At 37.8% G+C, this 21,958-nt stretch carries 24 protein-coding genes; 3 read left to right on the top strand and 21 right to left on the bottom strand.

What is annotated here, in order from left to right; all coding sequences use genetic code 11:
- Window positions 1–66 precede the first annotated feature (66 nt).
- The 21 genes from AC3WTA_RS20915 to AC3WTA_RS20815 all read right to left on the bottom strand — a co-directional run bounded on the left by AC3WTA_RS20915 (window position 67) and on the right by AC3WTA_RS20815 (window position 19,762).
- Window positions 67–1,020, bottom strand: coding sequence for a gluconeogenesis factor YvcK family protein (locus tag AC3WTA_RS20915; protein ID WP_000712179.1), 954 nt, complete (start codon window positions 1,018–1,020; stop codon window positions 67–69).
- A gap of 3 nt (window positions 1,021–1,023) precedes the next feature.
- Window positions 1,024–1,905 (bottom strand): RNase adapter RapZ, encoded by an 882-nt coding sequence (gene rapZ / locus AC3WTA_RS20910; protein WP_000138461.1) that lies wholly within the window; start codon window positions 1,903–1,905, stop codon window positions 1,024–1,026.
- 20 nt (window positions 1,906–1,925) lie between these two features.
- On the bottom strand, window positions 1,926–2,384 hold the full coding sequence (locus AC3WTA_RS20905; protein ID WP_001190080.1) for an NUDIX hydrolase: 459 nt from the start codon (window positions 2,382–2,384) through the stop codon (window positions 1,926–1,928).
- A gap of 228 nt (window positions 2,385–2,612) precedes the next feature.
- A complete protein-coding gene (locus AC3WTA_RS20900) occupies window positions 2,613–3,419 on the bottom strand; it encodes a DUF368 domain-containing protein (RefSeq protein ID WP_000455192.1) in 807 nt (268 codons plus the stop codon).
- Window positions 3,420–3,581: 162 nt separating this feature from the next.
- Window positions 3,582–4,538, bottom strand: a complete 957-nt coding sequence (trxB, locus tag AC3WTA_RS20895; protein ID WP_001288065.1) for a thioredoxin-disulfide reductase — start codon at window positions 4,536–4,538, stop codon at window positions 3,582–3,584.
- Between the two features lie 85 nt (window positions 4,539–4,623).
- Window positions 4,624–6,135 carry a tetratricopeptide repeat protein gene (locus AC3WTA_RS20890; protein ID WP_000517700.1) on the bottom strand — a complete coding sequence of 504 codons (1,512 nt, stop codon included), beginning with the start codon at window positions 6,133–6,135 and terminating at the stop codon, window positions 4,624–4,626.
- A 144-nt stretch (window positions 6,136–6,279) separates the two neighbouring features.
- On the bottom strand, window positions 6,280–6,786 hold the full coding sequence (locus AC3WTA_RS20885; RefSeq protein WP_001255051.1) for an acyltransferase: 507 nt from the start codon (window positions 6,784–6,786) through the stop codon (window positions 6,280–6,282).
- A gap of 75 nt (window positions 6,787–6,861) precedes the next feature.
- The gene (gene ppaX / locus AC3WTA_RS20880; RefSeq protein ID WP_001222397.1) at window positions 6,862–7,512 is read right to left on the bottom strand and encodes a pyrophosphatase PpaX; all 651 of its coding nucleotides are present in this window, start codon (window positions 7,510–7,512) and stop codon (window positions 6,862–6,864) included.
- A gap of 67 nt (window positions 7,513–7,579) precedes the next feature.
- The gene (gene lgt / locus AC3WTA_RS20875) at window positions 7,580–8,392 is read right to left on the bottom strand and encodes a prolipoprotein diacylglyceryl transferase (protein ID WP_000924235.1); all 813 of its coding nucleotides are present in this window, start codon (window positions 8,390–8,392) and stop codon (window positions 7,580–7,582) included.
- Between the two features lie 24 nt (window positions 8,393–8,416).
- Window positions 8,417–9,346, bottom strand: a complete 930-nt coding sequence (hprK, locus tag AC3WTA_RS20870; protein WP_001127246.1) for an HPr(Ser) kinase/phosphatase — start codon at window positions 9,344–9,346, stop codon at window positions 8,417–8,419.
- 156 nt (window positions 9,347–9,502) lie between these two features.
- A complete protein-coding gene (locus AC3WTA_RS20865) occupies window positions 9,503–9,883 on the bottom strand; it encodes a phage holin family protein (protein WP_001267307.1) in 381 nt (126 codons plus the stop codon).
- Window positions 9,884–9,998: 115 nt separating this feature from the next.
- Window positions 9,999–10,415, bottom strand: a complete 417-nt coding sequence (locus AC3WTA_RS20860; protein WP_000868200.1) for a DUF4275 family protein — start codon at window positions 10,413–10,415, stop codon at window positions 9,999–10,001.
- A 245-nt stretch (window positions 10,416–10,660) separates the two neighbouring features.
- Window positions 10,661–13,531: an excinuclease ABC subunit UvrA gene (gene uvrA / locus AC3WTA_RS20855; RefSeq protein ID WP_033657707.1), complete on the bottom strand. Its 2,871-nt coding sequence runs from the start codon at window positions 13,529–13,531 to the stop codon at window positions 10,661–10,663.
- Between the two features lie 11 nt (window positions 13,532–13,542).
- Window positions 13,543–15,519, bottom strand: coding sequence for an excinuclease ABC subunit B (gene uvrB, locus AC3WTA_RS20850; RefSeq protein WP_000400986.1), 1,977 nt, complete (start codon window positions 15,517–15,519; stop codon window positions 13,543–13,545).
- Between the two features lie 151 nt (window positions 15,520–15,670).
- On the bottom strand, window positions 15,671–16,099 hold the full coding sequence (locus tag AC3WTA_RS20845; RefSeq protein WP_098098433.1) for a DUF4362 domain-containing protein: 429 nt from the start codon (window positions 16,097–16,099) through the stop codon (window positions 15,671–15,673).
- Between the two features lie 46 nt (window positions 16,100–16,145).
- A complete protein-coding gene (locus tag AC3WTA_RS20840) occupies window positions 16,146–16,766 on the bottom strand; it encodes a hypothetical protein (protein WP_492333009.1) in 621 nt (206 codons plus the stop codon).
- Complete coding sequence (locus AC3WTA_RS20835; protein WP_000260361.1) at window positions 16,763–17,524, bottom strand: MerR family transcriptional regulator; 762 nt, start codon at window positions 17,522–17,524, stop codon at window positions 16,763–16,765. Before AC3WTA_RS20835 ends, AC3WTA_RS20840 begins: the two co-directional genes overlap by 4 nt.
- A 100-nt stretch (window positions 17,525–17,624) precedes the next feature.
- Window positions 17,625–17,852, bottom strand: coding sequence for a hypothetical protein (locus tag AC3WTA_RS20830; RefSeq protein ID WP_000524127.1), 228 nt, complete (start codon window positions 17,850–17,852; stop codon window positions 17,625–17,627).
- Between the two features lie 16 nt (window positions 17,853–17,868).
- Complete coding sequence (locus AC3WTA_RS20825) at window positions 17,869–18,261, bottom strand: hypothetical protein (protein WP_001000172.1); 393 nt, start codon at window positions 18,259–18,261, stop codon at window positions 17,869–17,871.
- A gap of 11 nt (window positions 18,262–18,272) precedes the next feature.
- Window positions 18,273–18,470, bottom strand: a complete 198-nt coding sequence (locus AC3WTA_RS20820; RefSeq protein WP_033659222.1) for a helix-turn-helix transcriptional regulator — start codon at window positions 18,468–18,470, stop codon at window positions 18,273–18,275.
- 269 nt (window positions 18,471–18,739) lie between these two features.
- The gene (locus tag AC3WTA_RS20815) at window positions 18,740–19,762 is read right to left on the bottom strand and encodes a YeiH family protein (RefSeq protein ID WP_492333008.1); all 1,023 of its coding nucleotides are present in this window, start codon (window positions 19,760–19,762) and stop codon (window positions 18,740–18,742) included.
- A 151-nt stretch (window positions 19,763–19,913) separates the two neighbouring features.
- On the opposite strand from AC3WTA_RS20815, the gene AC3WTA_RS20810 reads away from it, so the two are divergent.
- Genes AC3WTA_RS20810 through AC3WTA_RS20800 form a run of 3 tightly spaced genes read left to right on the top strand, consistent with a single transcriptional unit; the run spans window position 19,914 to window position 21,777 of the window.
- Window positions 19,914–20,807, top strand: coding sequence for a LysR family transcriptional regulator (locus AC3WTA_RS20810; protein WP_492333007.1), 894 nt, complete (start codon window positions 19,914–19,916; stop codon window positions 20,805–20,807).
- A 51-nt stretch (window positions 20,808–20,858) separates the two neighbouring features.
- On the top strand, window positions 20,859–21,227 hold the full coding sequence (locus tag AC3WTA_RS20805; RefSeq protein WP_046955576.1) for a MerR family transcriptional regulator: 369 nt from the start codon (window positions 20,859–20,861) through the stop codon (window positions 21,225–21,227).
- A gap of 4 nt (window positions 21,228–21,231) precedes the next feature.
- Entirely contained in the window at window positions 21,232–21,777 is a 546-nt protein-coding gene (locus AC3WTA_RS20800; protein ID WP_088107476.1) for a flavodoxin family protein, read from the top strand.
- The last annotated feature ends 181 nt before the right edge of the window (window positions 21,778–21,958 follow it).

Raw genomic sequence — 21,958 nt, 5'->3', positions numbered from 1 at the left:
ACTTTGGAACAAAAATCTTGTCCTATATGAAATGATGAGCGTTACCTCAAACGAGGCAACGCACATCTACAACAGTGAATATAAAATAGAAGCTAGTTTTAATGTATCGTGCCTTACAACACGATCATCATACTTCGCTAATTGATCTTGAATGACATCAATATTACTCTCTGTAAAACGCTCTTCATCTACTACAACTGGTGCCGACAGTTCTTCCTCATATAACTGACGTAATTCACAAGGAATATCACGGTTATTTACAATTGCAGTATCGATAAATGGTTTACCTAAATGATCATGTAACGCCTGCACATGGTCAAACGCAGTATATCCCATCGTTTCACCAGCTTGCGTCATAACATTACACACATATACCTTCTTCGCTTTTGCAGCAAGAACAGCGTCCCCGATTTTGTTAACAACTAAATTCGGTAATATACTCGTATACAAACTTCCTGGACCAAAAACAAGTAAATCAGCTCGTTTAATCTCAGCCAACGTTTCATGTAACGGCTCTACATCTTCTGGAGTTAAAAAGACGCGGTCAATCTTCTTCCCGGAATAAGGAATCTTTGATTCACCTGTTACAATTTCTCCATCTTCTAGTTCTGCATGAAGTACCGCACTTTGGTTCGCTGCCGGTAACACACGTCCTCTGACATTTAACACTTTACTCGTTTCCGTAATCGCATGGAAGAAGTCTCCTGTAATCGAGGTCATACCCGCTAATAATAAATTTCCTAACGCATGACCTTTCAGCCCGTCTCCCGTTGTGAAACGATGCTGAAATAAAGCTTCCACCAGCGGCTCTACATCTGATAACGCAACAAGTACGTTACGAATGTCACCTGGGGGTGGAATTTCGAGCTCATCACGTAATCTACCTGAACTGCCACCATCATCAGCGATTGTAACAACTGCTGTAATATCAACTGGATATTGTTTTAATCCTCTTAATAAAACAGAGAGTCCAGTACCGCCTCCCATGATAACAATTTTAGGTTTTCTCTCTTTTTTCATCCCTTAATGGCCCTTTCTCTTCTCCACATCACGATGAGATACATGAACGCTATACTCTGGTTTCAAATGTTTCCCAAGGTATTCTGTAAGCGTAACAGAACGATGCTGTCCACCTGTACATCCAATTGCAATTACAAGTTGACTCTTGCCTTCTCTTTTATAATGAGGCAGCATGAAAGTAATAAGATCCGTCAATTTTTCTAAAAACTTATGTGTCTCATTAAATTTCAGTACATACGATGAAACTTCTTCATCTAGTCCTGTTAATGGCTTCATATGTGGAATGTAATATGGATTTGGTAAAAAACGAACATCAAATACTAAATCTGCATCAATTGGAATACCGTACTTAAATCCAAACGACATAACATTTACACGAAATGCTTGCTCAGTTTCAGTTGAAAACAGATGAACAATTTTTTCACGTAATTCTTTCGGTTTTAAATCCGATGTATCCAGCACAATATTCGCTCGTGCCTTCATATCAGTTAATAAGCCACGCTCCATCTCAATTCCCTTTAACGGCAAACCAGTTGGTGCAAGTGGATGCGAACGTCTCGTTTCTTTATAACGAGTTACAAGCGTGCCATCTTTCGCATCTAAGAATAAAATATGAGGAATAATCCATGTACGTTCTGATAAATCATCAAGTGCTCCCCATAAATGTTCGAAAAACTCTCGGCCACGTAAATCAACGCCAAGTGCCACTTTATTCATTTTCCCTTTTGAATCCGCCATAAGCTCAATAAACTTCGGCAATAACATCGGTGGTAAATTATCTACACAGAAATATCCTAAATCTTCAAAACTTTGTAAAGCTACTGTCTTACCAGCTCCAGACATTCCTGTAATAATTACCATTTTTATATCATTATTCTCTGTCATCGTATCCTCTCCTTGACGGTTTAACTCGGATCTAATCGATATGAAAGCAACTCAAAATCTGGGGTATATACAAATGTACCGTAGATTATGCCATTTCCTTTAATTAAATAATCAATAATGTGATAATCTCCTGGTGCCATTGCTAAATCATCAATTTTGTCAAATGTATGCCAACCAATGATGCCTTCTTCGCTCTCTAGTTTGTTTTCTCCTGCAAAATCTGTCGCTAAAAAGGAGAACATCATCCATTCAGAAACAACTTTATCACCTTCTTGGATGACAAAGGTGAAGACCCCTTTTAACGCTGGGTTCTTTAAATAAATACCTGTTTCTTCACGATACTCGCGAACAACGGAATCTCTTACTGTCTCACCACGCTCCATTTTCCCGCCTGGTGCAACCCACCAATTTCGACGAGGTTTTTGGAGTAAGAGTACTTCATTATCTCTAATTAACACACAGTTTGTCACTCTTTGCATGTTTCTTCACCTCAGCTACTTGCAGTAAATTTCTCACTGCATACTCATTTCATTATACTATCAAAAACAGTTTGCTACAACGAAGGAGCCAGTCCTCTTTCGCTAAGCACATGCTACTCAACAATTTTAAAAAAGCTTTCTAGAACAAGCAATGTAAATGCCTAGACTTTCAATGAATAGCATGAAAAATCCCCTTAACGATTTTTATCGCCAAGGGGATTAAAGTCCTTATTTCTTACCGAAATAAGTAACAATCGCAAATCCTAAAATAAAGGTAATAATTGAACTTATAATTGAAAATCCTCCAGTTGGAATACCCGGGAATACAATTACGATTGAGCCGATAACAAGTCCAATAATTACCGCAAATGTCATACTTTTATAACGATCTAACAAGAAACTAATTCCTTTACTACTTACAACAAACCCCGCCATAACACCGGCACCGATAACTACAATTAAAGGTAAGTTCAGTGTAGTTAAAGCATTAATTGCTGTCGGATACACACCAATAATTAATAAAATAAATGATCCGCTAATTCCAGGAAGCAACATAGCCATACTAGCCATCCAGCCCGCGAAAAATAAACCAATTGCATTTAAAATTGTTAACGTCGTAATTGGATCTGCTGCCTTATCCGGTTTAAAGAAAGCTGTGATCGCAACAAGAATTGCTGCAACTATTAATAAAACAATGTGCTTAGCTTTAAACGAAGACTTTGCATCAGCTTCTCTCATTAACATCGGTAATATACTAATAATTAAACCGAGGAAGAAAAATTGAGTCGGTTCATAATGATTTGCAAGTAAATATTTAATAACGTGACTTAACGTTAAAAACGCTGCTGCCACACCAGCTGCAAGGGGAATTAAAAAGCCTAAATGTTTTTTCCATTCGCGACTAAAGAATCCACTAATTGCCGCAAGCAATTGTTCATAAATCCCTAACACAACAGCGATTGTACCGCCGCTCACACCAGGAATTAAATCACTAACGCCCATACAAAATCCACGATATATATTACGCCATTCCATACTGAATAAATTCCTCATTTCTTATAGTGATTTTTCCGTAAAGTCCAGTATATCAATAAGAAATCTTATAATCTTAATATTTTTTGACAAAACTTTGACATTTTCATAAAAAAAGAAGAAAGCTCCTATCGGTAGCTTTCTTCTCAAAAGGCATATTATCCCTTATTTTTCTGATACTGTTTTTAGTTCTTCTAATAATTCTTCTACGTAATGTTGTGCACTTTGTGCTGCGATACTACCATCACCTGTTGCAGTTACAATTTGACGTAGCATTTTTTCACGAACATCTCCAGCTGCGAAAATACCAGGAACTTTCGTTTCCATACGCTCATTTGTTTCAAGGTAACCATTTTCATTTGTAATACCTAGTTCAACAAATGGTTTTGATAGTGGTAACATACCGATGTATATAAACACGCCATCAGTTTTGACTTCTTTCTCTTCTCCACTGTTTACGTCTACAAGTGTTACGCTTCCCACTTTACCATTTGCATCGTTAATTTCTTTTATAGTGTGATTCCAAATGAAATCAACTTTCTCGTTTTGGAAAGCACGATCTTGTAAAATTTTCTGTGCACGAAGAGTGTCACGACGGTGAACGATCGTTACCTTTGATGCGAAACGTGTTAAGAACACACCCTCTTCAACTGCAGAATCTCCGCCGCCAATAACTACAAGTTCTTTCCCTTTAAAGAATGCCCCATCACATACTGCACAATATGATACACCACGGCCGCCAAGTTCTGTTTCGCCTGGCACACCAATTTTTTTATACTCTGCACCGCTTGCAACGATAATTGCACGTGCTTTATATTCTTTTTTACCAGCAATAATTGTTTTGTATTCTTTACCATCGATAACTGCTTTCACATCACCGTATGCATATTCAGCACCAAATTTCTTCGCATGCTCGAACATTTTATTTGATAAGTCTGGTCCTAAAATAGACTCATAACCTGGGTAGTTTTCTACATCTTCTGTGTTTGCCATTTGGCCACCTGGGATACCACGCTCAAGCATTAATGTGCTTAAATTCGCACGAGATGTATATACTGCAGCTGTCATACCAGCTGGTCCTGCACCAATAATAATGACATCATAAATTTTTTCTTCTGACACACTATTCACTCCTATTCATTCCTACACAATTAAGTTACCCTCATTATACTGTTAGCATCATTTTTTTCCCAATGATTTGCTTACCCTATGTGTGCGTACGCTTAACAGCCTGCACATACTTTCGAACAGTCGCTACAGATACATTATATACATCTCCAAGCTCCGACTGTGTCATCTTATTTCCTTGTTCGCCGCGCACAATATATTCAACCGCAGCTGACCAGCCGTATACATTTGTAAAAACTGCCCCAGATGTATATAAACGTATGAACGTACAAAACCAAAATTGTAAACACTCTTCGATTAATTCATCATCTTTTTTCGTATAATTATATAAAGCATCCGCAATTTGCGCGCACTGTTCAAATTGCTGTAAATCAGCTGGAATGCTCTTATGGCTATTAAGTAAAAAGAAATACTTTGCAAGTTGCGATACGATTGGAACACCGTTTTTCGCCTGCGTTACATCAAAGAAGAATCCCACCTTCTCTGGCGTTGACAATTCATTCATTAAATATAAAGCTAGCATTTGTTCCTCTAGCGTCGCACTTTGTTGAAATGATTTTCGTAATTCTTCAAATAATACGTTTTGTCCTTCATCTGCTAAATTCAGCGCATTCCACGGTTCTTTTCCCTTTTTATCAGGGTGCAATTCTACAACATGCTGCCACATTTTTTCAGCTACTTGCTGATCTTTCACCATATAAGCAGAATATGCAAACCAATAATAAAAACTAACGTCTCCCTCATATCCTTGACGCTTTAATACTTTGAACCATTTATATGCAGGCTCAAAATGGCCAATTGTTGCAAGTGTCGTTCCAAGTTTCAAACGATGCTCGAACGAAATCGGATATACTGAAACTAACTGCTCCGCTAACGCTTCTACTTGTTTATGCTCTCCAATTGAATATAGGAAAATAAGCGTATTACAAAGCGCATGTATATTACCAGGATTTTTCTCTAAAATCATTTCCGTTAACTTCAGAGCTTTATCTACATTACCAGATTGAAAATGTGCAATGGCTAAATTATTATGACCCGACCAAAATTCCGGATAATCTTTTGTAACAATTTCTAATGTAGCAATTGCTTCTTCCAATTGTCCGTTACGAATATAACGATTCGCTTCTTCTTGCATAACAATTAGATCATCTTCATCCTCAATCTCTTCCTCGCCCATCGCTTCTTCTTCCATAATTTCAAGTAATTCTAATGTATCTTCTACAAATTCCTTCTCTTCTGCAACTTCTAAATAGCGATCCGCATACTTTTTCGCCTGCTGAAATAGCCCCATATATGCATAATTATTTGCAATAAAATAATAGCATTGTTCAAGTTCTGGATTAGATCTAACAAGCTTAAAGAAGATTTGATTCGACTCTTGATATTCACCAGCCTCAGATAATACTGTTGCTAATTGGCATAAAATAAACGGCTCCTTCTCACTTTGTGCCGCTCTTCGAAAATATTTAATTGCATCTTGCAATTTTTGCCCTTTGTAAGCCCTCATTCCTTTTTTATAAAAGAAGTCCGCTAATTGATTAAAAGAGATAACTTGTCCGTTCTCCTTATATATTCCTTGATTTTTCCCCATATATCCTCCAGTTTTTTGTTTTCTTCGTTCACACATTCTTCTATCTATAAGTATAAACGATTCCGTAAAAAACAAAACAGTATATTATACTCAATTATTTCCTTTTAATTCATTAAAAAGAAGAGAAATGTTACATTTTTAGTATCAACCTTCTCTAGCATCCATTTCTTCTTTCGTATAAATAACACGCATTGGATTTCCACCCACGAAAGCACCACTTGGGACATCTCTATGAACAAGTGTGCCAGCTGAAACAATCGCGCCATCCCCAATTGTCACACCTGGTAATATAGTCGTATTTGCTCCAATCATCACTTCATTTCCTATGACGATCTCTCCAAGTCGATATTCGCGAATTAAATATTCATGTGCTAAAAGCGTTGTATTATAGCCGATAATCGAATTCTCTCCCACAGTTATTTTTTCTGGGAACATAATGTCTGGCATTACCATAAGCGCAAATGATGTTTTCTTTCCGACTTTCATCCGTAAAAATGTACGGTACAACCAATTCTTGACGGATAAAAATGGTGTATAACGCGCAATTTGGATAATAATAAAGTTTTTCATTACCTTCCAAAAAGAAACTGTTTTATACACATTCCATAATGAATTTTCTCCCGAAATAGGATAGCGCGTTGTCCGTCGCACTTAACTCGCTCCTCTACTAAAAAGTGAAACTGTAACTTAGTAGGGAAATACAACCCTACTAACTTACTCGGACCTTTATAAACGGTTCATATCAGACAAAATCGGTAGCAAATCACTCATTTTATCTAGCATAAAGTCCGGCTTGTAAGCCTCTAAATACGCTCTACCTTTCAACGTCCATGAGACAGCAGCTGTTTTCGTACCCGCATTTTGTCCACCAACAATATCATGATGGTTATCCCCAACCATCAATGCTTCTTCCGGTTTCGCATCTAATAACTCAAGCGCTTTTTGAAGTGGTTCTGGATGTGGTTTCACATGCTCTACATCATCAATTGTCACGACAACATCAAAAAATTCATCAAGCTTTGATAACCTTAATCCCATCTCAACTGTTTGTCTCGCTTTCGTTGTAACAATACCAACTTTATAGCCTTGCTTCTTCAACTCTTGAACTGTTTCATATACAGTTTCATATTCTTCCACTAATTCATCGTGATGATCATGGTTAAATTGACGATAACATGTAATCATCTCTTCAACCTTGTTGTCATCAATCTTGCTGAAAGTATCATGTAAAGAAGGGCCGATAAATGGCAATACATCTTCACGCTTATATTGATTTGGATAATATGTATGTAACGTATGTAAAAAAGAAGAAATAATAAGTTCGTTTGTATTAATTAAAGTTCCATCTAAATCAAATAACACTGTATTTATTCTCATTGCCTTAGTCCCTTCTCTTTCCTGAATATGAAAGAAGCAGCACCTTATAATAAGATGCTACTTTTCTCTAATTTTCCGAATATCTTTTATCAGCTTGCCCCATTTTTCGTCTCACAATAATGAAAATAATAGAAATAACAACAAGTCCAATTGACATTACTTGTGCGATACGAAGTGGTCCTAACATTAAACTATCTGTACGTAAGCCTTCTACGAAGAAGCGCCCTATTGAATACCAAATTAAATATGTGAAGAATAATTCCCCGCGTCGTAAATTCACTTTTCGTAATGAAAGTAATAAAATGACACCTGCAAAATTCCATAATGATTCATATAAAAACGTTGGGTGATAGTACACACCCTCAATATACATTTGATTAATAATAAAATCCGGTAAATGAAGTCCTTCTAAAAACTGTCTCGTTACTTCATCACCATGCGCCTCTTGGTTCATAAAGTTTCCCCATCGACCAATTGCTTGTCCTAGTAAAATACTTGGCGCAGCAATATCAGCCAACTTCCAGAATGAAACCCCGCGTCGTTTCGCAAAAAGAATCCCTGTAATAACAGCCCCGATTAAACCACCATGAATCGCCAAGCCACCTTGACGAATATTAATAATTTGACTCGGGTTTTGCGCGTAATATTCCCATTCAAAAATAACATAGTACATTCTCGCAAATAGAATAGCGATCGGTACTGCAATTAATACAAGGTCAACAAATGTATCTTTTGGAATACCTAGTCTTTCTCCCTCGCGAGTTGCTAGCCAAAGACCTAATAGCACACCTGTACCGATAATAATCCCGTACCAATAAACAGGAAACGGCCCAAGTTGGATCGCTACACGGTCAAGCTGTGGTACAGAACCTAACAGCATATGTATGACCTCCCTCTCCAAAGTTTACTCCTGATTTCCTAACTCAATCGCACTCATTAATCGTTCAGAGAACTGTTGTGCTGCATTGACTCCCATACGTTTTAAACGGAAGTTCATCGCTGCTACTTCAATAATAACAGCCAAGTTTCGACCAGGACGAACTGGAAGTGTAATCTTCGTAAGCTCTGTATCAATAATCTTCATCTTCTCTTCATCAAGACCTAAGCGATCGTAATTTTTCTTTTGATCCCAAATTTCAAGATTAATAACAAGCGTAATACGCTTATAATTTCGCACTGCCCCTGCACCGAATAACGTCATAACGTTAATGATGCCTAGACCACGAATTTCTAATAAATGCTCAATTAAATCTGGCGAGCTTCCGACTAACATGTCTTCATCTTCTTGGCGAATTTCTACACTATCATCCGCAACAAGACGGTGACCACGTTTTACAAGCTCAAGAGCTGTCTCACTTTTACCGACACCACTTTGACCTGTAATTAAAACACCAACACCGTAAATATCTACTAACACACCATGTACAGCTGTTGTTGGTGCTAACTTACCTTCTAAATAATTAGTTAAACGACTTGATAATCTTGTTGTCGTTTGAGAAGAACGTAATAAAGGCATACCTGATTCACGCGATGCGTGCAGTAACTCATCTGGTACATCTTGATTACGAGTTATAATAATACATGGCGTCTCCTCAGTACAAAGCGCTTTCATTCTCTCTTGCTTTTGCTCTGACGTTAATGTGTCAAAGAACGTAAGCTCCGTCTTTCCAAGAAGCTGCACGCGATCAGCTGGATAATATGTGAAAAATCCTGCCATTTCAATTCCAGGTCGTGATAAATCACTTGTATCAATCGGACGATGAATTCCTTCTTCACCACTTATTAACTCCAATTGAAATTGTTCAATTAAATCTTTTGTCCTTACTTTCGGCATATGTATAAACCTCCACTCCGCTGCGGGTTCAGTCTCATTTGATGTAAAATTCCATTCTACCGGATATTGTACCATTTTTTTCTGGAAACAAGAAATACGGTTTCTAATAAATAGAAAAAAACATTTCATATACATCATGAAATGTTTTTCTTTTTGTCATTTTCTCTTTTTTTCATATAGTGGCTCCACAATTGCCTTTTCAATAATCATATTAAAAATTGAAATACAAATTGCCGCAACGATTGCTACACCAAAACCTGATATATTAAACGCATCTCCTAATAATGAATCTGCTATTTTTAACGTAATCGCATTAATAACAATTAAGAAGAACCCGAAAGTTACAAGAGTAATCGGTAGCGTAATTAAAATTAAAAACGGTTTTACGAACACATTTAAAACAGCTAAGATAATACTCGCAATAATTGCAGTCTGTATATTTGCTACGTAAAACGCGTCTGGTGCAATCCCTTTTAAAAGTCCCGATACAGCGATTAACACAACGCTATTTACAAGAAGTGATACAATCCATCTCATTTCGTTACACATCCTTTTAAACATATATATTTCATCATACGCTAATAGATAAGAAACGCAAGTATCATACAAACACTTATATCAACTTATTCTACTCTTCATGCTTGTATACCTACTAACATTTCTTTGTAAAATAGGGACCACACCATCTATGTTCATGCGTTTTTACAAAAGTCCAAGTGAACTCTTTATCTACAATATAGATATCGCCTTTATACATATCGTCCCTCTCACACAATATATCCTCCGTATGTAATAAACTCGTATCTTTTATTAGCAGTACATCATCACAATGTTGATAGAATATATAGCAATCCTTTTTCACTACATTATGAAACGCGTTCTCCGCTTCTTCACCCTCTAAACACTTCTTTTTCTCATAACTAAATATGTGCCAAAGATACCCACATGCATACTTATCTCCATACAGGAAAATATCTTCTTTTTCCTCATCACTTAAATGGTTTGCAAAATGTTCCTCCCAGCGCTTGCGAAAATATACACCCCAATTTTGAAACTCTCTTACCTTCATATTTTTCTTTCTTAAAACATCTGTAAAGTGAAACTTTAATCAGTGGGGGTTTTGTTCATCCCCCACTGATTATTAGTTGAACCAATCGGGCTTTTACGGGCAGTTGATCTCCCACCTAACTTCTTGGCTTCCGCTGAATTTTGAGGTGGGGATCTTACTGCCCGTTAATGCGGGATAAACTCCATCTTCTCCCCCTATGAACGAAAAACCGAGTGTCATTTCCACTCGGTTTTTTAGTAATACCCTTATTGTGATAGCTCTACTTCTTTTATTTTCTCTTTCATTCTCGCTTTATCACGAACTAAAATATCTTTTAAATACTTACCTGTATACGAGCGTTCTTCTTTTACTACTTGCTCTGGCGTTCCTGAAGCAACGATTTGTCCACCCTTGTCTCCGCCCTCTGGTCCAAGGTCAACGATATAATCAGCTGTTTTAATTACATCTAAATTATGTTCAATAACAAGAACTGTCTCGCCACTTTCAACAAGGCGTTGCAGCACTTCTAGAAGACGCGCGATATCATGGGCATGCAAACCAGTCGTTGGCTCATCTAAAATATATAACGTACGCCCAGTAGAACGACGGTGTAATTCAGAAGCTAATTTCACGCGCTGTGCTTCTCCTCCAGATAACGTAGTAGCTGGCTGCCCTAATTTCATATAACCAAGCCCTACATCTACAAGCGTTTGAAGCTTACGCTTAATTTTTGGGATATTAGCGAAGAACTCTACTCCATCTTCAATCGTCATCCCTAACACTTCAGAAATGTTCTTATCTTTATACTTCACTTCTAACGTTTCGCGGTTATAACGTTTACCATGACAAACCTCACATGGAACGTATACGTCTGGTAAGAAGTGCATTTCGATTTTAATAATTCCATCACCACGGCACGCTTCACAACGTCCACCTTTTACATTAAAGCTGAAACGTCCTTTTTGATATCCACGCACTTTCGCTTCATTCGTTTGTGCAAACACATCACGAATATCATCGAATACACCTGTATACGTCGCTGGATTAGAACGTGGTGTACGCCCGATTGGCGATTGATCAATATCGATTACTTTATCTAAATGCTCAAGACCTTTAATTTCTTTATGAGTACCTGGCTTCGCTTTCGCTTTATATAACTTTTGCGCTAATGATTTATACAGTACTTCATTAATCATCGTACTTTTACCGGAACCAGATACACCGGTTATCGCTACAAACGTACCAAGCGGGAATGACATCTTTGCATTCTTTAAGTTATTCTCTTTTGCACCGATAATTTCCACTTTACGTCCGTCACCTTTACGTCTTTCAAGTGGAACCGGAATAAACTCTTTACCGCTTAAATACTTACCTGTTAGCGAATTTTCATCTCGCATCACTTCAGCTGGCGTCCCCGCTGATACAACTTGACCACCGTGAATACCTGCACCAGGTCCGATATCAAGTAAATAATCAGCAGCCATCATCGTATCTTCATCATGCTCAACGACAATTAACGTATTTCCTAAATCACGCATTTCTTGCAACGTACGAATAAGACGATCGTTATCGCGCTGATGTAAACCGATAGAAGGCTCATCAAGAATGTAAAGTACGCCAGTCAGACGAGAACCGATTTGCGTCGCTAAACGAATACGCTGCGCCTCACCACCTGATAAAGTTCCTGCGGCACGACTTAACGTTAAATAATCTAAACCGACGTTCACTAAGAACCCAACGCGCTCTTGGATTTCTCTTAAAATTAAATGAGCAATTTTTTGTTGTTTCTCCGTTAGCTCCACATTCGAGAAGAATTCCTGTACTTCTTGAACAGAATACTTCGTTACATCAGCAATCGTTTTATCACCAACGAAAACAGCTAAACTCTCAGGCTTTAAGCGTCCACCTTTACACTTCGGACAAGCTTGCTCTGCCATATACTTTTCCATTTGCTCACGAACATAATCAGAACTCGTTTCACGATAACGACGTTCGATATTTGGAATAACACCTTCAAATAAAATCTCATTTTCCTTTACTTGACCAAATTCATTTACATAGCGGAAATAAACTTTCTCTTCACCGCTTCCGTACAACACTTTATCAAATAAATCTTTCGGTATATCTTTCACAGGCATATCCATATCAACGCCGTAATGATTACATACAGATTGTAAAAGCTGTGGGTAATATTGTGAGCTTGTCGGTTCCCAAGGCGCAATCGCATGTTCATTTAATGATAAATCCCAATTCGGAATGACAAGTTCTAAATCCACCTCTAACTTTGAACCAAGTCCATCACAAGAAGGACACGCCCCGAATGGACTATTGAATGAGAACATGCGCGGCTCTAATTCTCCGATTGAAAAACCACAATGCGGACAAGCATGATGTTCACTAAATAGAAGTTCCTCTTCTCCCATTACATCAATTAACACTCGGCCCCCGCCAAGCTTTAATGCACTTTCAAGTGAATCCGCAAGACGGCTTGCAATCCCTTCTTTTACAACAATACGGTCAATTACAACTTCAATGGAATGCTTCTTATTTTTATCTAACTCAATATCTTCAGATACATCAAGCATTTCACCATCAACACGTACACGAACATATCCTTGCTTCTTAATGTCTTCAAGCACTTTCACATGTGCACCTTTACGCCCAGAAACGATAGGAGCTAACACTTGTAATTTCGTACGTTCAGGATATTCAAGTACACGGTCTACCATCTGCTCTACTGTTTGTGATGTAATTTCAATACCATGATTCGGACAAATTGGCGTACCAATTCGCGCAAATAATAAACGTAAATAATCATAAATCTCCGTGACCGTTCCAACTGTTGAACGTGGATTACGACTTGTCGTTTTTTGATCGATTGAAATCGCTGGAGATAAGCCTTCAATCGTATCCACGTCAGGTTTATCCATTTGTCCTAAAAACTGGCGCGCATACGCAGATAACGATTCTACATATCTGCGTTGCCCTTCTGCATAAATCGTATCAAACGCTAATGATGATTTCCCTGAACCAGACAATCCCGTCACAACAACAAGCTGATTTCTCGGAATGGTTACATCAATATTTTTTAAGTTATGTGCTCTAGCACCTTTTACGACAATAAAATCCTTGCTTATGCTCACTCTGTTCACCCTTCCGCTTTTAATTCTAATAGTAAATCTCTTAATTCAGCTGCACGCTCGAAATCTAACGCTTTTGCTGCTTCTTTCATCTCTGCTTCCATCTTCGCAATTGTCTTTTCACGCTCTTTTTTCGTCATCTTCTTAGCTGGTGCCGCTTCATACATTTCCGGTTCTTCAGCAGCTGTCGTTGCACGGATAACATCACGCACGCCTTTTTGAATCGTTTTCGGCGTAATACCATGCTCTTTATTGTAAGCTTCTTGTATAGTACGACGGCGCTGCGTTTCTTCAATCGCAATTCCCATTGACCTTGTTATACGATCTGCGTACATAATAACGCGGCCGTTTTCATTACGTGCAGCACGACCGATTGTTTGAATTAATGAACGCTCTGAACGCAAGAATCCTTCCTTATCAGCATCTAAAATAGCTACAAGTGATACTTCTGGAATATCTAATCCTTCTCGTAATAAGTTGATACCGACCAGTACATCAAACTTACCAAGGCGAAGGTCACGGATAATTTCAATACGTTCTAACGTTTTAATTTCAGAGTGGAGATAATTCACTTTAATTCCTACATCTTTTAAGTAGTCTGTTAAATCCTCTGACATTTTCTTCGTTAAAGTCGTAATTAATACACGTTCATTTTTGGCAATGCGATCTTGAATTTCTCCTAATAAATCATCAATTTGCCCTTCAATTGGTCGTATATCAATTGGTGGATCTAAAAGCCCTGTTGGACGAATAATTTGTTCTATTACTTCCGGTGCCTGCTCTAACTCGTACGGTCCTGGCGTTGCCGAAACGTAAATAACTTGATTCGTTTTTCCTTCAAACTCATCAAACGTAAGCGGTCTATTATCTAAAGCTGATGGCAAACGGAACCCATGATCCACAAGTACTTGCTTACGTGCTTGGTCCCCGTTATACATCGCTCTTACTTGTGGTACTGATACGTGTGACTCATCCATAACAATTAAGAAATCTTCCGGGAAATAGTCTATTAACGTATATGGCGTTGCACCCGCCGGACGAAGTGTTAAATGACGGGAATAATTTTCAATCCCTGAACAAAAGCCCATCTCACGCATCATTTCTAAATCATAACGTGTACGTTGCTCTATACGCTGCGCTTCTAACAACTTGCCATTATCATTTAATTCCTTTAAACGCTCTTCTAATTCTTTTTCGATATTTTCAATAGCGACCTTCATTTTTTCCTCACGTGTAACGAAGTGAGATGCTGGGAAGATTGCTACATGATCACGTTCTGCTAATACTTCACCTGTTAACGCATTTACTTCGCGAATACGATCGATTTCATCGCCGAAAAATTCAATTCGAATACAATGCTCATCAAGTGATGCTGGGAAGATTTCAACTACATCTCCGCGCACACGGAATGTACCGCGCTTGAAATCAATGTCATTACGTCCATACTGTACATCAACAAGTTCACGAAGCAATTGATTGCGGTCCTTTTCCATACCAACTCTAAGTGAAACAACTAACTCGCGGTATTCTTCTGGAGAACCTAAACCATATATACACGAAACACTCGCAACAATAATCACATCATCCCGTTCAAATAGTGCAGATGTTGCTGAGTGACGCAATTTATCGATTTCATCATTAATCTGCGCATCTTTTTCAATAAACGTATCTGTTTGCGGCACATACGCTTCTGGCTGATAATAATCGTAATAACTAACAAAATATTCAACTGCATTATTCGGAAAAAAATCTTTCAGCTCACTATATAACTGTCCTGCTAACGTTTTATTATGAGCCATGACAAGTGTTGGCTTCTGCACCTCTTTAATGACATTTGAAATCGTAAATGTCTTACCCGTTCCTGTCGCTCCAAGCAACACTTGCTTTTTCTTTCCACTCTTAATTCCCTCTACAAGCTTCTCTATAGCTACCGGCTGATCACCTTGCGGGGAATACGCTGAGATAATTTCAAATTGATGTTCCAAACAAAACCGACCTCCTCGTAAAAAATCTGTATTCCCATTTTACCACGAATGCTCATAAAAAAACCAAGAAAACGAACAGATATTCGGTAAAAATTTCGACAATATATACATAGAAAAAGGAAGGAGCCAAAACTTCCTTCCTCTACTAACTCTATTTTTTAGGTACATATAATAAATCATATCCATTGCGCCCATTTTCATTCACACAGTCTATTAACCTATAAGCCGTTTGTAATTCACGCTGCTCTTTAACAATCCTTTTACAGCTATCTTCATCTATATCTGTATGATTACCAGCAAACCGATCTTGCCTATTATCTAATATATGAATTATATCTGTCCCACTATACTCTAACGTTTGAAAAACCGGATCACCTTCATGTGTATAATGTACAATTCTTATTTTATAAACTTCCCCTTGTTCCACATTCAAAACGAACTTTTCAAATTTATCTAGATTAGAAATTTCTGTTCCCTTTACAACAACATCATTCTTCTTATCAATTGTAATGTTAGGTTGTGAGCATGCTACTAAACTAAAGAGAGATAAGCATATAAAACCTGTTTTTCCTATTGTTATCCTCTCCTATACAAACTATTGGTATACTAGAAAAAGCTACTTTCCTCTACGAAAATAGCTTCTCTTTTCCTTTCTCTTTCTTCGGAAAGATCACATATGAAAATGAAATAACTGTATCCACTAAAAATATAATCGCCCAAACTTGACTAACGCGACTAGCTGGTTCATTTAAAACAATCCCCGTCTCTAACCAATTATGCCATTGTTCAAACGGGACAAAACCGTACAGAAAGAAAAAGAAAATATGCACAACAACGAATAAAACAAGATGCAATACCCAATTTTTTATTTCCTGCTTCGCATAGGCCATACCTGTTAATTCTACCTGTTCTTCGATAATAGGCGCTGGTTCATTCCGCCATTTCGCAACTAGCTTTTGCGCAAATATATCAAGCTTCTTCAAATCCTTTTTCCCGTAGAAAACTGCATACAATAAAATAATTACAGTAATGATTTGAAAATTAGAGAACTTTCCTGTTTGATAATAGTCCACTACCCCTAAAGTTAAAATAAACACTTCATTTACGAGGAGTACAATCCCCATAATAAAACTTGCCTTTTTCAAACGGAATCCGTAACGAAGTAAAAAGAAACCGATAGCCGATAACCAAAATACAATCTCTGCCCCAATTAAAAAGTACCAACGATATTCTGCGAGTATACTCATTTATCCCTCTCCTTTTCATCATATATACGAAAAGCTTCATCCATATATAATAAAAATTCTTCTTCAATTGGATACATGCTCATTTTCTGTGAATCTTCCTTCGATTTTCTAACTTCCCATAACTTATCTAAAAACACTTCGTCACCATTGGCCATTTCTAAACACTTCTGCATTAACCTCTTCGTTGCCCCTTGTACCTCATCACTCGCGGCTTCTTTGCCGTCTTTCATAAAAGTACGTAATTGCTTTAATAAATCTACCCATTCTAAAACATTCGGATCTTCTTCACTCATATTTGGCAAGTTATGAAGCAATTTTTGTTCTTCCTTTGAAAATACTTCATTTTGAAATATTTCACGTATACGAGACGACTGTTTCGAAAGCTGAATCAGTTCAAACATAACTTTCCAATCAAGTTCTCCCTCCACATCTACCGAATAAACAACAGCTTGTAAAACACGCTCCATTCGATTAAATTTCTTTTGTTCTTCCTGTACAAACCGAAGTTGTTTCTCAAGAGAACCCTTTAAGTTAAGCTCACCTTTTACTAACATATTCGCAGCCTCTTTCAATGAAAAGCCCATTTCCTTTAAAAATAAAATTTGCTGCAGCCGTATTACGTCAGCTTCACTATATAAACGATGTCCACCTTCTGTTTTCCCGCTCGGCTTTAATAAATCTATTTGATCATAATAACGTAATGTACGTACCGTTACCCCTGTTTCTCTCGTCAATTGTTGTATTGAAATCACTACCATCACCTCTTCCCCTTCATTATAAAAGATGACGTTACGTAACTTTCAAGACTTTTGTAAAAAAAATACAAAAAGCTGTTTATACTCTTTGTATAAACAGCTTTTACGGAAATAATCCCTTTTGTATAGCGCGCCCACAAAATAAAATAAGTGCTCCAACAACAACACTCGTTGCTGTTTTATGATAATGAGCTGAAACTAATAAATAATATGATAAACCTACAGCGCCAATCATAATACAAATGCTTGGCACTGGATAACGAGAGAAGTTCTGCATTCCCCAAAACAAAGCAAAAATAGCCGTAGCGACACATAATACCGGTAATCCCATCCCAGTTCCCCTTTTTCTATCTATTCCTTGTTGCTAACACACTCGTCGATGCCATACTTATTAATAAACCAAAAATAGCAATATATAACAACTCATTTACATGTACTGCTTGCCTATCTAAATACTTATTTACACAAAGATACATAATGAACAGGAAAATGAAGCTTGTAATACAAATCGTAAAATACGACTTCATCTTATTCACAACTCGCTCATCTATATCTGGAAGTTCTTCTTTTTTGTACTTACGCTTTTTGTAATACGCATACACTATCAAAAATACAATTGCTAAAACGTTACTCACTACGAGCGGTAAAATTGGTATAGCCGGATTCATAATATGAACTACAATGTCTCCCAAAAACAATCCAAAAGTCGCACCGATAAATAACTTTTTAGTATCGTTCATTTTTTCTCCCCTTACTCTAGCGTAAATATTTCCTCCACCTTCACCCCAAAATATTTGGCGATTTTTAGGGATAACTCTAGACTCGGGTTATAATGCTGGTTTTCAATTGCCACAATCGTCTGCCGCGTCACCTGCATCGCCTTTGCCATTTCAACTTGCGTTATATGATGTTGCTTTCTTAACTCTTTTATTTTATTTTTCACACCCATAGGCTCCACCTTCGAAAGTAAAGATATCTTTACTTTAATTATGAATATTTTCCAGTTATAAGTAAAGATATCTTTACAAATTTTAGTAAAACATTTCACTGAGCACCTTCTCTCACACAGTACGATAGAAATTCAATTTATATCAGCGCAACTCCATTTTTATCGGCAATTTTTTAATATATCGACTTACCGAAAAATACCGACATCCGTAGCACTATAATCATAAGAAAAAGCTGCCCCAAAATACCTTTGGGAGCAGCTTCTTCCTACTACATAAATCCTAACGCATATACAAGAACGTAGCCAAGAATAGAAAGGCAAACCGAACCGATCAGCCCCGCCACGAATGCTTTACTTCCTAACTTACGGAACGTTTTAAACTCTACATTTAAACCAAGCCCCGCCATCGCCATTGCAATAAGCATGTAAGCAAGAACAACAATATATCCAGCAACAACTTCTGGTATAACCCCGAGCGAATGCACTGCACTCATCGCTAAAAATCCGAATATGAACCACGGAATTGGAAGGTCGCGCCACGATTTTTTTTCCTCGCTTCCTTCACTCTTACCAAACCATAGTCCAATTAAAATCGCTACTGGCACAAGCATTGCAACGCGCGTTAATTTCACGATAACTGCGATGTCTACAGCCGTACTTCCTCCTGGTGCCGCAGCTGCGATGACATGGGCGATCTCATGCAGCGTCGCACCTGAGAATACACCGTAACCGTACGGTGAGAAGCCAAGCACTGGGTATAATAACGTATAAATAAGTGTAAATATTGTACCTAAAATCGCAATAATTGCTGCCCCAACTGCCGTTTCTTCATCCTTCGCCTTCACTTGCGGTGCAATTGCCACGACCGCAGCCGCGCCGCAAATTGCTGTTCCGCACGCTGTTAAAATTCCAAGTTTCTTCTCTACTTTAAATACTTTCGTTAATCCATATACAACGAAAATCGTGAATGTAATAACAACCGCAGCGATGACCAATACTTTCGGCCCTGCCTTTGCAATATCAACAAGATTTAACCGCATTCCGAGTAAGATGATCCCAAAGCGCAGCAACTTCTTACTCGCAAAGTTCGTCCCTGCAATCGCATCTTGCGGAATTCCAATTGCCGCACGCCAAACCATCCCAATTAGAATAGCAATTACTAATTGTCCCATAATATTTAAAAACGGAAGCTCTGCTAAATATTTCGCAGCAATTGCGATTAATAGTGTAATCCCAATTCCTTGCGAAAATCCAAAGCCCTTCTTCTTTTGTATAACAAGTGTTTGTTCCACTTTGAACCACTCCAATAATCGTATTGGAACATGCATGTTCTTTCTACTTACATTATAAGAGAGTTTCTATAATAAGTTTAATATCAATATTGAATCTCTATCATCAGAAATACTTATGATAAGATGATAGAAAAAGAAAGGAGCCCATTACATGAACGTAGACATTTTAAAAATATTTGTTACTGTCGTTGAACAGAAACACTTCTCCCGTGCAGCAGAATTATTAAACATTTCACAACCTGGCGTAAGTATGCATATACGCAACTTAGAAAACGAATTTGACACCACTCTTATTCAGCGCTCACCAAAGCACGTCCAAGTGACGGAGGCTGGAAACATACTATATATACATGCAAAGCAAATGCTCTCTCTTTACGAAGAAGCCAAACAAGAAATTAACGAACTACATAACGTTGTAACAGGAACTCTTCGCATCGGTGCTAGTTTCACAATTGGCGAATACTTACTTCCAAAAATACTGGCTAACTATGCGAATGAAAATCCACACGTCGAAGTTCATACCTTTATCTCAAATACAGAAGACGTTTTACAAAGTCTTCGCTCTAATCAAATCGATATCGGCTTAGTGGAAGGGCAAGTCGTATACGCCGACGTTGACGTTGAAACGTTTATGCAAGATGAAATGAAGCTCGTCGTCCCTCCAAATCATCCACTGCTCCGCACAAATGAAATAAATGAAAGCACACTCCAAGATCAAGTATGGGTATTAAGAGAAAGTGGTTCTGGAACACGCGCTTATAGTGACCGCTTTATTCATCAACACCATTTGAAAATGAAACGATTCTTTACATTTAGTAGTATCCAAAGCGTAAAGGAAGCAGTTAGTGCCGGGCTTGGCATCGCTATACTTTCTGATTGGACTGTACGGAAAGAGTTACTGGCAAAAGAGCTATTCCACGTCGAAGTTCCAAATGAACAACTCATCCGTCCATTCTCCATCGTGCGCGGCAAATACTTCATCCCGTCTAAAGCTATTCAGGTGTTTTTAAATCATGTAGACTCTTTTGCGAAAAAACAGCATTGACCTTCACATTAGTGTGAAGGTTTACAATACATGTAGAAGGAGTGAAACGCATTGCGAATCGGGGAGTTATCAAAAGAAACTGGCGTTAGTGAAAGATCACTAAGACATTATGAAGAAAAGGGATTACTCCCTTCTAAGCGCCTCGCAAATGGCTACCGTGACTTTGATGAAAGTGCCATCGAAAAAGTGGAGCTTATTCAAATGTACTTACAAATTGGCTTAAATTTAGAAGAGACGGCAAGGATGCTGCGCTGCCTCGAAATAGAGCCGCACCTGTACGAAAATCCTTGCAGCAGTATCCTTACGCTGTATGAAGATAAACTCAATGAAGTAACGAAGCAAATCTCATTACTTTCTAGCATTCAAACGAATTTGCAAAAACACGTTTCACTCCTAAAGCAAACAAAAGAAAAGGGATGATTACATGTTTGTTATACATGGCAGTTCAAGACAAAACGGAAATACAGAAGCTTTAACACATAGGATGATCGATGGAATTGAAACAGAACAAATTTACTTGCGAGATCATATCGTCCACCCAATCATAGATCAGCGCCATGATGCAGAAGGATTCCAACCTTTAAATGATGACTACAAGCAGTTAATCGAGCGTATGTTAGAGCACGACACAATTATCTTTGCTACACCGCTATACTGGTATGGAATGAGCGGTCATATGAAAAACTTCGTCGATCGCTGGTCACAAAGCTTGCGTGATACATCTCTTCATTTCAAAGAAAAAATGAAAGGGAAAAAAATGTACGTTGTCATCGTTGGCGGAGACAATCCAAAGCTGAAAGCATTACCGCTTATTGCTCAGTTCCAATACATCTTTGATTTTGTTGGTTCATCATTTGAAGGGTATGTTATTGGGGATGCGAATGGATTGGATGAAATCAAAAATGATGTTGAAGCACTAGCAAAGGCACGACTGTATAATAACGAATTCAAAAATCACAAGCAAAAATAACTTTGACAAACCCTTTTGTATGCGCATACAATAAAAGTAACATTATGAAAGGAAGGTACTTTGACCAATGAAGTTCTAATTCTCTTATTTATTTCATCCATCACAAATAGTGAACAAAAAATGATGAAAACTAGCAGAGGATTAGTCTGTCCATTTGTCGATACTTTCTTTCGAAACGATC

The organism is Bacillus sp. EB106-07-01-XG149 (assembly GCF_058791555.1).
The sequence above is the reverse complement of the archived record's forward strand: the minus strand, read 5'-3'. Positions and strand labels throughout refer to the sequence as shown.

What these genes read in the sequence shown, in the direction of transcription:
- AC3WTA_RS20915 (WP_000712179.1), bottom strand. Translation starts at nt 1,020, where the DNA reads ATGAAAAAAGAGAGAAAACCTAAAATTGTTATCATGGGAGGCGGTACT.
- rapZ (WP_000138461.1), bottom strand. Translation starts at nt 1,905, where the DNA reads ATGACAGAGAATAATGATATAAAAATGGTAATTATTACAGGAATGTCT.
- AC3WTA_RS20905 (WP_001190080.1), bottom strand. Translation starts at nt 2,384, where the DNA reads ATGCAAAGAGTGACAAACTGTGTGTTAATTAGAGATAATGAAGTACTC.
- AC3WTA_RS20900 (WP_000455192.1), bottom strand. Translation starts at nt 3,419, where the DNA reads ATGGAATGGCGTAATATATATCGTGGATTTTGTATGGGCGTTAGTGAT.
- AC3WTA_RS20890 (WP_000517700.1), bottom strand. Translation starts at nt 6,135, where the DNA reads ATGGGGAAAAATCAAGGAATATATAAGGAGAACGGACAAGTTATCTCT.
- ppaX (WP_001222397.1), bottom strand. Translation starts at nt 7,512, where the DNA reads ATGAGAATAAATACAGTGTTATTTGATTTAGATGGAACTTTAATTAAT.
- lgt (WP_000924235.1), bottom strand. Translation starts at nt 8,392, where the DNA reads ATGCTGTTAGGTTCTGTACCACAGCTTGACCGTGTAGCGATCCAACTT.
- hprK (WP_001127246.1), bottom strand. Translation starts at nt 9,346, where the DNA reads ATGCCGAAAGTAAGGACAAAAGATTTAATTGAACAATTTCAATTGGAG.
- AC3WTA_RS20865 (WP_001267307.1), bottom strand. Translation starts at nt 9,883, where the DNA reads ATGAGATGGATTGTATCACTTCTTGTAAATAGCGTTGTGTTAATCGCT.
- AC3WTA_RS20860 (WP_000868200.1), bottom strand. Translation starts at nt 10,415, where the DNA reads ATGAAGGTAAGAGAGTTTCAAAATTGGGGTGTATATTTTCGCAAGCGC.
- AC3WTA_RS20840 (WP_492333009.1), bottom strand. Translation starts at nt 16,766, where the DNA reads ATGAGTATACTCGCAGAATATCGTTGGTACTTTTTAATTGGGGCAGAG.
- AC3WTA_RS20835 (WP_000260361.1), bottom strand. Translation starts at nt 17,524, where the DNA reads ATGGTAGTGATTTCAATACAACAATTGACGAGAGAAACAGGGGTAACG.
- AC3WTA_RS20830 (WP_000524127.1), bottom strand. Translation starts at nt 17,852, where the DNA reads ATGGGATTACCGGTATTATGTGTCGCTACGGCTATTTTTGCTTTGTTT.
- AC3WTA_RS20825 (WP_001000172.1), bottom strand. Translation starts at nt 18,261, where the DNA reads ATGAACGATACTAAAAAGTTATTTATCGGTGCGACTTTTGGATTGTTT.
- AC3WTA_RS20820 (WP_033659222.1), bottom strand. Translation starts at nt 18,470, where the DNA reads ATGGGTGTGAAAAATAAAATAAAAGAGTTAAGAAAGCAACATCATATA.
- AC3WTA_RS20810 (WP_492333007.1), top strand. Translation starts at nt 19,914, where the DNA reads ATGAACGTAGACATTTTAAAAATATTTGTTACTGTCGTTGAACAGAAA.
- AC3WTA_RS20800 (WP_088107476.1), top strand. Translation starts at nt 21,232, where the DNA reads ATGTTTGTTATACATGGCAGTTCAAGACAAAACGGAAATACAGAAGCT.